A 12,595-nucleotide genomic window follows, 5' to 3' on the forward strand; every position below is an offset into this window, starting at 1 on the left:
GTTAATTACGCTTTAAAACCGCATCAGTTTAGCGCGACTGCGCTTGTGAAGGTGAGAAATCATCAAAATTCATCATGCTGAAAATACTAGCTCAACTCAACCCTATGCAAATCCTAGCCATTGCCGAATACTTCAAAAACATCAAGACCATTCCTTCCCCCTTAGAAGAGTGGAAAAAATGTCACTGGCTTGGAGCAACTAATGGTTCAAAAGGCTACCGCGACTGGTAGAAATACGTATCGTTCTTATCTCCCTTATCGACTCCTATCAGCCGTCACTGGATAAGCTGTCATGCATTTAAATTGGGTATTAGTAGCGAGCAAGATGCTCGCAATACAATGCTTTCGCCATTATTGACATTAAGGTTTAAATGCCGAACAGCTTATCAACAGGCTTCATCGGTTTCCCCAGACTAAACTAACCTTAATTGACTAGAAAAAGAAACAACATCCGATGAAGTCCTCTCAACATCCACAAACCGATAGCCGAGCAATTCCACCGTTTCTACAAACGGGGAGCTATATTCGGGAAAAATATGATTCAACCGTTTACGCAGCCTGGACACTGCAGCATCTACAGTTCGGATCGCCACATCAGTCTCTTGTCCCCAAACCGCTGTCAAAATTTTGTCCCGACTTTGAACTAAGCCAGCATTCCGCGCTAGAAAGACAAACAGCCCGCGCTCACTCGTCGAAAACTCATAAGTGACTTCCACCTGCTGCGCCGACTTCTTCCGCAGAAAAATCCGGACATCCGACAGATTTATTCCGTCAAAACAGAAGTCGAAATGGGCGGTAGAAAACGACAAATCATGTTTTTTCAATCGCTCATGGCGACGAAACAGAGCGCGAATCTGAACCAATAGCTCATCGGGGTCAAAGGGTTTGGTCATGTACAGATCAGCTCCCGTTGATAAACTAGCAATCTTATCAACTTTCCCGGTTTTAACGGTTAAACAGAGAATATACGGCTCTTTCTCAAGGGAAGCACAACGAATTTTACAACAAACCTCTAAACCGCTCATTCCTGGAAGATTTAAATCCAAAATGACTAAATCGGGATAAGAGTTATGCACGGCTTCCAGTCCAGTTATTCCATCATGGGCTACCTGACAAGCATAACCATCTTGGGTCAGAAGAAAATCAAGTAACTCGCTGGTGCAACAGTCATCTTCAATAATCAAGATCTTTTTCATAAACTCATGAAAAATCCGAAAGGAAGTTAAACAAGGTCGCTAAACCCCCAGGAGCAGCCGAAATCCTGAAACCTGACAGGGGGTAAAAAGATAAAATACCACGAAAAACATCGTGCTGACACTGTACGACTCGCGAAAGTCATCTGAGCTGACTATTTTGCCCACTCATCACACGGCGGCTAAAAGGACTGTCGTTGACCTCAATATCCCCCTGAAATGCCGCGTCAGGAACAAGCGGTGAAGTCAACACCCAAATGTTCCTGTATCCGGAATTGACTTAAACAGGAGCTATATTCATGATTAAATCTATTAGTTATCAAGAGGGCTATCAGCAAGCCTTACATGATTTTGGCATATCAGACTTACTGGGGAAATTAAGCACTTTTTTGGAAAAAATTAACGAGACTCAGTGGCAACAAATTCAGGAAGATGAACCGGATTCAATCGCCGCTTTGTTGATTGGACAGTTAACCTCTAGTCTCCAAGATAGCGTAATCTCCGCCTATCTGAATGCAATTCGGCAAGGAGATAGTCGGGGAATTTCTGATTTACCTTTAGTTGACAGAACCTTTCGGATAGCAAGCCCGAATCTCACCAATTTTAATATCCCCCAGTTTGAATACGGTGAGTCTCTTCGCTGGAAGCCATTGGAAGGGTTAGCGGAAACAGACTTTGGTGTGGTCATTGGTCGTTTTATAAAGCCCGCACCTCACCAGGGTTTTCAGTGGAATTGGAAATATCTAATTCTCCTGGATAAAGACTCAATTAGTTCAGCCATCGTTACTGCTGATACGGCTTGGGAAGAAGATCTAGAGCGTCGCTTGGTGTAACCCCAGTTCGCGTATCTTCTGCTTTTTGACTTTTGACCTTTTGACGTATTATGACCCGAAACCGTCCTTTAACTCAACGAGAGCGAGATCTGATTCAACTCTACAGCAATTGCCAACTCGGAATGACACCTCAGCGGTTTTATGCCAAATGGCCCGTGACTCAAGAGATACTCGCTGCTATATGCGATCGCTCAATTTCTACTGTTCAGTGTTGGTTTAGTCGAGGTCGCAGCTATCGCCGTCCTCAACCTGCTGATTTGCGCCATCTTGCCCTAATGGATTTCGTCTTGGAGCATTTTGAGGAGATTCCCACCGAACTGATCAATTTACTCTGTTTTCCCAATCAGGAGCCATGAAAGGCTTTATGCACAAATTGAAGGAAATTTCCACCTCGATCCAAGGTGTTTTTTTATTGCCATTCTTAATACGTTGAAAAAAGACCATCAACCAGAAGCAACGGAGTTCGTTGCTTGTGTGTGAACGCCTGAGTCGAGTTCAAAGATGCCTATGAAACATTGAGTGTGTGATTTAAATATCTAATCTATAGGATCACCAGCATCGGGCGATCGCGTTTATGGGATTTCAGGAATAGTGCTAGCGATCGCCTTGGGGATCACGAACAGTAACCCACTTACTCATTTACTTTTTTTACTGACTATGAAGCATCGAGACTGGCTTCGCCTTCGGGAGGAAGGCGAGAACCTTTGTGCTGTTCTCCGGCAGCAAGGCTATCAATGCCTTAAACAAAACCGCCGCCTATCTTGGCAAGTCATCAAAGAAGGCAAACCTTACATTTTGACTTGGTTACCGGCACCCGTGGAAGATTGGACTATCCTTCCTAATGATACTAGCCCAGCATGGCAACGGCTGGTATCGATTGTGCAAAATGGTTTGACATTGAGGAAGGGAGAAACAACATCCCAACGAACTCAACCTCTACTAAACTTGACTCGTCCTTGGGCAATTGTTCGACTCCTACCCAATTGTCAAAGGTGTACCATAGCTCGGTTCTTTAATCGTCAAGATGCCCAGGATCACGTCAGAGCTTTGAATCGGTTTATCCCCAATTCTTGTTTTGAAGTTGTCTTCGAGGCTCCGGAGATTGAGGAGAGGGATGAACCGGATGAAGCATGATAGCTGATCGCTGGCTCTGAACTGGGGACTACCTTTTGAGGTAGGAATACATTTTGCAACTGGCTAGATGACGTAAAATCTAGCCTATTGTATATTTATGTAAAAAATTACCCGATTAGTCAACCGATAGACTATGATGCGGAAAATTAATTAACAGAGGGTTCGTCAATGCGCGATCGCCCTAATCAATCAGCTCCAGATGGAGAATCCGAAGCCGAAAACAATTATTTCTCTCCACCGACCCCTGTATCCTTACCCAAGGGTGGAGGCGCAATCCAAGGAATGGGGGAAAAGTTTACAGCTAACCCCGTGACGGGAACGGGTTCTACGAGTGTCCCTATTGCTACCAGCCCGGGTCGGTCTGGATTTAGTCCCCAACTTGTCCTCTCCTATGATTCCGGCGCGAGTAATGGTGTTTTCGGTTTCGGCTGGAATTTATCTATTCCCTCAATTACGCGCAAAACCGATAAGGGCTTACCTCGCTACCAGGATGCAGAAGAATCCGATGTGTTTATTTTATCGGGCGCTGAAGACCTCGTTCCAGTTTTGAATGGGGTGGGTGCGATCGCGGATATAGTACGCGATGGATACTCGATTCGCCCATACCGTCCTCGCGTAGAAGGCTTGTTTGCCCAGATTGAACGCTGGACGTCGCTGGAGTCGGGGGAAACTCACTGGCGCTCCGTTTCTAAGGATAATATTACCACTCTCTACGGCACAACCCCTGACAGCCGCATCGCTGATCCAGCGGACCCAAGGCGCATCTTTAGCTGGCTGATTGGCGAAAGCTACGATGACAAAGGGAATGCTATCCGCTATGGCTACAAACCGGAAGACTCCCAGGGAATTGACACCTCTCAAGCCCATGAACGCAACCGCACGGCAGAAAGCCGAGGGGTCAACCGTTACCTGAAATGCATTCAATATGGGAATCTTACGCCTCGACAACCGGATGAGGATTTGAGTTTACGCCGCGATTGGCTGTTTGAAGTGGTCTTTGATTACGGAGACCATGATCCGGTAACTCCGACTCCTGATGACTCCGGAGTTTGGTCGGTGCGGCATGATCCATTTTCCTCCTATCGGGCGGGTTTTGAACGTCGTACCTACCGCCGTTGTCAACGAGTGCTGGTGTTCCACCATTTCCCGGATGAAGCGGAGGTGGGGGACAATTGCTGGGTGCGATCAACGGATTTTACCTATTCTGATGAGGAAAATCCCACGGATACGAGTAATCTGATCTATTCATTCCTCGTTTCAGTCACGCAAACAGGCTACAAGCGGAATCCTGAAGGCGGCTATCGGTCAAAATCCTTGCCACCCCTAGAGTTTACTTACAGTAAACCTCAGATCGATGAAACCGTGCGGGAGGTCGATCCGGTGAGTCTGGAGAATTTGCCGATTGGACTGAATGGGACGGGATATCAGTGGGTGGATCTAGATGGGGAAGGCGTATCGGGGATTTTGACTGAGCAAGGAGAGGGTTGGTTTTATAAGCGTAACTTGAGTCCGATTAATTCAGTTCAGGACAATGGCGGCGATCGCGTGGAGGCTCGTTTTGCGGCGGTTGAACGGGTGAGGAGTAAGCCAGCTGCGGGTTTAGCCAGTGGGTCTCAGTTCCTGGATCTGGCAGGTGATGGACAACTGGATTTAGTCGCCTTCGACAGTGCAACGCCGGGATTTTATCAGCGGACTCCGGCGGAAGATTGGCAAGCTTTTATTCCCTTCAAATCTTTGCCTGTACTGGATTGGAACAATCCTAACCTGAAGTTTATTGACCTGAATGGGGATGGACATAGCGATATTCTGATTACAGAAGAGGAGTGTTGGATTTGGCATCCGTCTCTGGCAGAAGCAGGGTTTGGTACCGCTGAGCGATCGCGTCAGCCTTGGGATGAGGAACAAGGACCCCGTGTGGTATTTGCCGATAGCACTCAGTCTATCTATTTGGCGGATATGTCTGGGGATGGATTGACTGATATTGTCCGAATTCGCAATGGTGAGGTCTGTTACTGGTCTAATCTGGGATACGGGCGGTTTGGGGCGAAGGTGACGATGGATAATGCCCCTTGGTTTGATGCGCCGGATATTTTTAATCAGCGTCGGATCGTGTTGGGAGATATTGATGGTTCGGGGACGACGGATATTTTGTATCTGAGTGCAGCCGGGGTGCAGGTTTATTTCAATCAGTCAGGTAATAGTTGGTCGGCAGAGCGGGTTTTGACCAGCTTTCCGATGATGGATAGTGTGGCATCAGTTACGGCAATTGACCTGTTAGGAAATAGTACGGCTTGTTTGGTCTGGTCTTCTCCTTTACCAGGAAATATGGGGCGGGTCATGCGCTACATTGATTTGATGGGGGGGCAAAAGCCTCATTTGTTGATTAAAACCGTGAACAATTTGGGGGCGGAAACTATTGTCCAGTATGCGCCTTCGACTAAGTTTTATCTGCAAGATAAGTTGGCAGGGAAACCCTGGATTACTAAGTTACCGTTTCCGGTTCAGGTGGTAGAAAAGGTTACAGTTTTTGATCAATGGCGACAGACTCGTTTTACCTCTACCTATAGTTATCATCATGGGTATTTTGATGGCGAAGAACGAGAATTTCGGGGCTTTGGGCGGGTGGAACAAACCGATGTGGAAGATTTTGGTACGTTTACAGCGGGAAATACGGCGAGTCCCTACGTCAGCGATGACCAGAGGCTGTATCAACCGCCCGTTAAAACGATTACCTGGTTTCATACCGGGGCATTCTTAGAACGGGAACGCATCCTCTCTCAGTTTGCAGATGAGTATTTCCCGCGCTGGTTTGAGGCACTTAATCCGGATGAAACCAATGTTCTGGGGGATTTTCAGGAGCACAGCTTACCGGAACCTGACCTGAGTGGCGCAGGATTGAGTACTCAGGAGTGGCGGGAAGCATTGAGAGCTTGTAAGGGCATGATGCTGCGCCAGGAGGTGTATGAGTTAGATGTAGACGCTCTCGAAGCTGGGGAAGAACGCCGGGTTAAGCTATTTTCGACTGCGTTTCACAACTGCCATATTCGGCGACTTCAGGCTCAGGGTGATAATCGCCATGCTGTTTTTTGGGTGACTGAAAGTGAGGCGATTACCTATCACTACGAACTGGATTTACAAGCGGGTTCTCTCCAGCCTGACCCCCGTATTGCTCACACGCTGAATTTACGAATTGATGATTATGGGAATGTGCTCGAATCGGTAGCTGTGGCTTATCCTCGCCGGGGACAGGAGGAGGATGAAACTCTGCCAGAGGGGGCAGAAGCACTGATTAACCAGGTTCAGCAGGAACGCCATCTGGTTTATACGGAAAATCACTTGACTAATGATGTTATTACTGATAACCACTATCGCCTGCGCCTACCCTGCGAGGTTAAAACCTATGAACTGACCGGAATTGAACCCGCCGCCGGATTTTACTATACTCTGGCAGAACTGCGGCAGGTTGATATTGCCAATGGGGTTTCAGACATTCCCTACCATGTGACACCGAATCGCACAACTCCCCAGAAGCGATTAGTGGAGTGGGTGCGGATGCTGTATTTCAGTGATGATTTGCAAACCGTTTTACCCTGGGGAGAACTGAGTTACTTGGGTTTACCCTATGAAAATTATACGTTGGCGCTGACGGATGAATTACTGGATGCGGTCTTTGAGTCAGAACACCTGACACCGGAAGTACGGGACAATTTGGATAATCCTGATTTGAGTGGCTATCTGAGTGGAGTAACTTTGGCAGAACGGTTTCCAAATCTGGATACCGAGGGGCAGTATTGGATACGTTCTGGTATTGCTGGGTTTGCCCCTGATGCGGCTGCTCATTTCTACTTACCGGAACGTTACACCAGTCCTTTTGGGAAAACTACGACACTGGTTTACGATTCACGGGATCTCTACGTCGAGTCTAGCACTGACCCGATTGGTAATCAGACTCAAGTGACTCAGTTTGACTTTCGGGTACTGGCTCCCTCGGAACTACAAGACATTAACGGCAATCTCTCACGAATGTACTTTGATGGGTTAGGTTTGCCAACGGCAATGGCGGTTATGGGGAAAGGCGAGGAAGGAGATAGTCTGAGTTCGTTTAATGATACGTTGGCGAATCCTACTTCCACAGCACTTAATGACTTTTTTGTCAAGAATACTTATGACGAAAGTCAAGCCCGAACCTGGTTGGAGAGGGGGACAGCCCGATATATCTATTATTTTGGGGAACAAGACCATGAGGATGGTACAAGGACGTGGGGGGAGCATCCAGCTTGTGCCTGTAGTATTATGCGCGAACGCTATGGAGATGAAAACAGTCCGCTGCAGGTGGCGTTTGAGTATTCTGATGGGATGGGAACGGTGTTGGTGCAGAAAGTGCAGGCGGAACCTGAAACTGAGGGGAGTCCGTTACGCTGGATTGCTACGGGGAAAACCATTCTCAATAATAAGGGGAATCCGGTTAAACAGTATGAACCCTATTTCAGTTACAACGAATTGGGAGAACCGGATCATCGGTTTGCAGAACCCCAGGAAGTGGGGGTGACACCGATTCTTTACTATGATGCGGTGGGACGGCAAGTTCGCACGGAGATGCCCGATGGAACCTACAGTCGGGTGGAGTTTTCTCCCTGGTTCATGGCAACTTATGATGGGAATGACACAGTACTGGAACCCGATAATGCCTGGTATACTCGCTATTCTAGTGGTACAACCGCCGAACAACGGGCGGCTCGGCTGGCTGAGGTTCATGCTAATACACCAGCGGTGACGCATCTGGATAGTTTGGGGCGAGAGGTGGTGGCAATTGCCCACAATAAGTGGCAGCAAGAGGATGTTATTACTGAAGAAAAATATCTCACCTACACCAAACTCGACATAGAAGGCAAACCCCTGTGGATTCAGGATGCGCGAGGGAATCGGGTGATGGAGTATATCAATTCCCCAGGTGCAGAAACGGAGTTTGTTCCCTGCTATGACATTGCCGGAAATCTACTCTTTCAGCACAGTATGGATGGGGGGGATAGGTGGATGCTGATGGACAGTACCGGACAGCCGTTTTATGCCTGGGATGAGAATGAACGGGTCAGAGAAGGGGGGTCTACGGTGTTGGAACGTCGCCGTTTTCATACCCTGTATGATGCCCTGCGTCGTCCTGTAGAACAGCAGTTACAAATTGATGGTGACTCTTCTCAGGTAATTGAACGGTTTATCTATGGGGAAGGACAACCGGAGGAGTTGAATCGTAATCTGCGGGGACAGGTTTACCAGCATTATGATTCTAGTGGGTTGGTTACGAGTCAGCGGTTTGATTTTAAAGGGAATGTACTGGAGGTTACGCGCCAACTGGTTAGGGATTATAAGGCGCTGGTGATTGATTGGACTGAGGGGTCTTCCACGAATAGTTTGGAATCTCAGGTGTTTACGATTAGAACAGAATATGATGCCCTGAACCGTCCTGTGTTGTTAACCAGTCCCGACCAGAGTGTGACTCGTCCGGTGTACAATGAGGCGAATCTACTGGAGCAACTGTATGTGCGGGTACGGGGGGCGGCAGCCGAAACGGTTTTTGTGCAGAATATTGACTATGATGCCAAGGGTCAGCGGATATTAATTGAGTATGGGAATGGGGTACGGACAACTTATGCTTATGACCCGGACACTTTTCGGTTAGTGCGGTTGTTGACGACTCGTATATCAGATAATGCTCGTCTCCAGGATTTGCGCTATATCTATGACCCGGTGGGAAATATTACTGAGATTCGGGATGAGGCTCAACAGACGATTTTCTTCAATAATGATGTGGTGTTACCGCATACGCGCTATGAGTATGATGCCCTCTCTCGTCTCATACGGGCGGAGGGACGGGAACACGCGGGACAACAGGCAAATCATCAACGGGATCATGAGGATGTTCCGGTGATGCCTTTGCCTCATCCCAATGATAGTCAGGCGATGCGGAACTACACGGAACGCTATGAATATGACGGGGTGGGGAATATTCTGGCGATGATTCATGGTGCAACGAATGGTAATTGGACGCGCCGTTACCAATATGATGCAGGTAGTAATCGGTTGTTAGCGACGAGCCGACCGGGTGACGGGGAGGGTGAGTTTTCAGCGGCTTATACTTATGATACCCACGGCAATATGATCACGATGCCCCATTTGCCGTTGATGCAGTGGGATTATCAGGATAGGCTCAAGGCGACTAGCCGCCAGGTGGTTAATGAGGGGACACCGGAAACGAGTTATTACGTTTATGACGGTAGTGGTGAGCGGGTGCGGAAGGTAACGGAACGGCAAGCCGCAGTGGGGGGAATGGCAACTCGTAAGAATGAGCGAATTTATTTGGGTGGGTTTGAGATTTATCGGGAGTATGGTGGTGATGGCGAAACGGTGATGTTGGAGCGGGAAACGCTTCATGTGATGGATGACCAGCAGCGAATTGCTTTGGTGGAGACGAAGATAGTTGACACTGAAAATAGTAGTGAAACTCCTTTATTCGCTCCAATTATTCGTTATCAACTGGGTAATCATTTGGGTTCGGTTAGTTTAGAAGTGGATGCAGTAGGTGCGGTGATTTCTTATGAGGAATATCATCCCTATGGGACGAGTGCTTATCGCTCTGGACGTTCCGCAGCAGAGGTGGGTTTGAAGCGGTATCGGTATACGGGAATGGAGCGAGATGAAGAGACTGGCTTGGGACACCATGGAGCAAGGTACTATGCTGCTTGGTTAGGTCGATGGACAACAGTAGATCCAATAGGCGTAGCGGATCATGTCAATAGATATTTGTATGTTGCTAACAATCCTATTCGCTTAGTAGATAGCACAGGACAGATGAAGGAAGATCCAGCTGAATATGGACTTCTGAGCGATCAGGAGCTAGCTTCTCAGGAAATTAGCGGTCTGGTTCAAGATTTAGCAGGTTCAGATGGAGATAGAAGTCGCCAGATTATGGAAGCTGTGATGATTTTGCGTGAAGAAGCAGGATTTTCGCCAGAAGGGCCTGAGTCTGCGGAATCAAAAGCTGGAAAAGAAAAGTTGAGAGAAAGACAGCGTAGAAACGAGAAGGATAAAGAAACCATTTCTAAGATAGGAGAGAGAAGGGATCAGCTAGCAGCCTCTGCAGCTAAAGGCACTGCAGTGATTTATCTTTCGGGTTTCGCAACAGGGGGACTAGCTGTAGCAGGTGCTGCTTATGGACTTGGCGCAGTCGGTATTGGCGTTGTATCGGGTTTTGGGGGAGGAACCGTATCTGGAGGAGGAATGGAGCTGTTACGACAGTCTGAATCTTCAGAAGATACAGATTTGACGGAAGTCGCTACTGAAGGTGTTAAAGAAGGATACAAAGGAGCTGCACTAGGTGGGCTGTTGGCTGGTGGTGGAAACCTAGTCTCCCGTGCATTAGGCCTTAGTCGTAGTGGACTGCCATATGTTGGCACAACTCGACAAATTGAAAAAAAATTTCTTCAAACTGTAGCCAAAGAAGAATTAGCGACCGTAAGTACACACGTGTCGAAGAGAAAGCTTCAGCCCGCTTTTGCAGCAGCAGTTGACAGAGAAACTCTGCAAATAACAACGGGCTTAAATAGTAAGCAAGCAGCTGCAAAGCTTCATCCTGAGATTGCTAAACGGGTAGAGGTAGCGACTGAGTTTAACACTGCATCAGCAAATCCAGGTAGATTTAACACCCCGGGGAATCATGCCGAGGTGAGAGCATTAAATGACGGGCTGCTAGCGAGGCCAGAAGCAGTAATAAAAGATTTTGGGATTTATGTCGTAAAGACTACAAACAATGCATTGGGAAAGTCTTTTATTCAATGCCCTCATTGCACAGCAATTACCAGGGGTGCAACACCGCACAGTGGAACATCTTCATTCAGAAGGATATTTCAGCATTTCTTTGGTAGAACACCTGCACGATAAAACACCATTGAACTGACAAGCCAGTATTAAGGAGGGATATTATGAATCTTGACGGACGAAACCTATCTTCTGAAATGCGCGGTAACGATGTTCGCCGCTTGCAAACGGAACTGAATCAACTTGGTTTTAACCTTGGGGTTAATGGCTTCTTTGATTCCATGACCTTTCTTGCTGTTCAAGAATTTCAAAGAAAACATCGATTACCTGTAAATGGGATTGTCGATGAAAAAACCGCTCGACGAATTAATGCTGAAGTTGATGCTCTAGATGAATCTCCCTTGATTGTCAAAGGGCATATTTACCAAGCCGATGGCGACCCGGCTGCTGATGTTTTAATCTCTGCCTTTGATGTCGATTTACGCAGCGAGCAACTGTTAGGAGAAACCCAAACCGATCGCAAAGGTTTTTACCAAATTCAATAATAAGTGCGATCGCAGATATTGTAGGTTGGGTTAGCGATAGCGTAACCCAACACCCAAACCTCCCCCTATCTCACCTTATGGGATCGATGGGAACAAAGCCAAACCCAGATTAATGTTATTTATCAAAAACCAGATTTATCAAAAACAAGGAGAAAAATTATGAAAATTGACATTGACAGGAAAATTACCATTTCTGTTCATTTTTACAAGAGAGAAGTCTATGCCTAAAAAAGACATCTATCACGATACAGTGAAGACAGCTCTACTTAAAGATGGGTGGACAATCACCCATGATCCATTGAAGTTGGAAATCGGCAAGAAAGAACTCTTTGTTGATCTGGGTGCAGAACATCTGATTGGTGCAGCTAGGGCAGAACAAAAAATTGCTGTCGAAATAAAAAGCTTTATCGGTCGATCTGATGTTGATGATCTCGAAAAGGCTCTAGGACAGTACACACTGTACTACGACATCCTAGAAGACCTTGAACCAGATAGAGAGCTATATCTTGCTATCAAAGAGCTGGTATTCTCAAATCTGTTTGAAGAACCGATTGGGCAAGTACTGCTACGTAAGAAGAGGCTGAAACTCATTGTCTTTAACCCTACTCAGGAGGTCATATCAAAATGGATTCCCTAGAACAACAAGCCATAATTCAAAAAGTTCTCACAGATTATGCCGCAATTCCCTATGCCAATCTGCAACTAAAAACCCAAACCATCTTTGACCTTAAGAATAATCACTACTTACTGGTTAACGTTGGTTGGCAAGGACAACAGTACATATATAACTGCATTGTTCATATCGATATCATTGATGATAAAGTTTGGATTCAGCGAGATAACACAGAAGCTGGAATTGCTCTGGATTTAGAAGAAGCTGGTATCCTACCTGAGCAAATTGTTCTTGGTTTTCGAGAACCTGAATTACGCCAACATACAGGCTATGCGGTTGCTTAAATAGCTTCAGTGTGAGAAAAAAATATGACTTAAAAAGAAGAAATCATCAACATCGCCAACCCAATCTAAAAAACTAAAGATGGAATAAAACCTGATTATATCAATTAGCTTTATTACAGAAC

9 protein-coding genes are annotated in these 12,595 nt (G+C 46.7%); 8 read left to right on the forward strand and 1 reads right to left on the reverse strand.

All coding sequences use genetic code 11. The features are described from left to right. Nucleotides 1-74 precede the first annotated feature (74 nt). Nucleotides 75-230: a hypothetical protein gene (locus RIG66_RS28555; RefSeq protein ID WP_446382671.1), complete on the forward strand. Its 156-nt coding sequence runs from the start codon at nt 75-77 to the stop codon at nt 228-230. Between the two features lie 182 nt (nt 231-412). Here RIG66_RS28555 and RIG66_RS28560 read toward each other — a convergent pair whose 3' ends face one another. Then, complete coding sequence (locus tag RIG66_RS28560; RefSeq protein WP_446382672.1) at nt 413-1,195, reverse strand: response regulator transcription factor; 783 nt, start codon at nt 1,193-1,195, stop codon at nt 413-415. 296 nt (nt 1,196-1,491) lie between these two features. Here RIG66_RS28560 and RIG66_RS28565 point away from each other — a divergent pair, with 296 nt between their 5' ends. From RIG66_RS28565 to RIG66_RS28595, 7 genes are all read left to right on the forward strand, one after another. Beyond that, a complete protein-coding gene (locus RIG66_RS28565) occupies nt 1,492-2,025 on the forward strand; it encodes a hypothetical protein (RefSeq protein ID WP_446382673.1) in 534 nt (177 codons plus the stop codon). A 50-nt stretch (nt 2,026-2,075) separates the two neighbouring features. Beyond that, nucleotides 2,076-2,381, forward strand: coding sequence for a helix-turn-helix domain-containing protein (locus RIG66_RS28570; RefSeq protein WP_446382675.1), 306 nt, complete (start codon nt 2,076-2,078; stop codon nt 2,379-2,381). 301 nt (nt 2,382-2,682) lie between these two features. Next, entirely contained in the window at nt 2,683-3,159 is a 477-nt protein-coding gene (locus RIG66_RS28575) for a hypothetical protein (RefSeq protein WP_446382677.1), read from the forward strand. 168 nt (nt 3,160-3,327) lie between these two features. Continuing rightward, nucleotides 3,328-11,094 (forward strand): SpvB/TcaC N-terminal domain-containing protein, encoded by a 7,767-nt coding sequence (locus tag RIG66_RS28580; protein ID WP_446382679.1) that lies wholly within the window; start codon nt 3,328-3,330, stop codon nt 11,092-11,094. A gap of 41 nt (nt 11,095-11,135) precedes the next feature. Beyond that, the gene (locus RIG66_RS28585) at nt 11,136-11,516 is read left to right on the forward strand and encodes a peptidoglycan-binding domain-containing protein (RefSeq protein ID WP_446382681.1); all 381 of its coding nucleotides are present in this window, start codon (nt 11,136-11,138) and stop codon (nt 11,514-11,516) included. A 220-nt stretch (nt 11,517-11,736) separates the two neighbouring features. After that, complete coding sequence (locus tag RIG66_RS28590) at nt 11,737-12,153, forward strand: element excision factor XisH family protein (RefSeq protein WP_446382683.1); 417 nt, start codon at nt 11,737-11,739, stop codon at nt 12,151-12,153. Next, nucleotides 12,141-12,473 carry an element excision factor XisI family protein gene (locus RIG66_RS28595; RefSeq protein WP_446382685.1) on the forward strand — a complete coding sequence of 111 codons (333 nt, stop codon included), beginning with the start codon at nt 12,141-12,143 and terminating at the stop codon, nt 12,471-12,473. Before RIG66_RS28590 ends, RIG66_RS28595 begins: the two co-directional genes overlap by 13 nt. The last annotated feature ends 122 nt before the right edge of the window (nt 12,474-12,595 follow it).

This window comes from Coleofasciculus sp. E2-BRE-01, assembly GCF_040221695.1.
Classification (GTDB): domain Bacteria; phylum Cyanobacteriota; class Cyanobacteriia; order Cyanobacteriales; family Coleofasciculaceae; genus Coleofasciculus.

Bases quoted from the DNA above. Each gene is read 5' to 3' on its own strand.
- RIG66_RS28555 (WP_446382671.1), top strand. From the start codon at position 75: ATGCTGAAAATACTAGCTCAACTCAACCCTATGCAAATCCTAGCCATT.
- RIG66_RS28560 (WP_446382672.1), bottom strand. From the start codon at position 1,195: ATGAAAAAGATCTTGATTATTGAAGATGACTGTTGCACCAGCGAGTTA.
- RIG66_RS28565 (WP_446382673.1), top strand. From the start codon at position 1,492: ATGATTAAATCTATTAGTTATCAAGAGGGCTATCAGCAAGCCTTACAT.
- RIG66_RS28570 (WP_446382675.1), top strand. From the start codon at position 2,076: ATGACCCGAAACCGTCCTTTAACTCAACGAGAGCGAGATCTGATTCAA.
- RIG66_RS28575 (WP_446382677.1), top strand. From the start codon at position 2,683: ATGAAGCATCGAGACTGGCTTCGCCTTCGGGAGGAAGGCGAGAACCTT.
- RIG66_RS28580 (WP_446382679.1), top strand. From the start codon at position 3,328: ATGCGCGATCGCCCTAATCAATCAGCTCCAGATGGAGAATCCGAAGCC.
- RIG66_RS28585 (WP_446382681.1), top strand. From the start codon at position 11,136: ATGAATCTTGACGGACGAAACCTATCTTCTGAAATGCGCGGTAACGAT.
- RIG66_RS28590 (WP_446382683.1), top strand. From the start codon at position 11,737: ATGCCTAAAAAAGACATCTATCACGATACAGTGAAGACAGCTCTACTT.
- RIG66_RS28595 (WP_446382685.1), top strand. From the start codon at position 12,141: ATGGATTCCCTAGAACAACAAGCCATAATTCAAAAAGTTCTCACAGAT.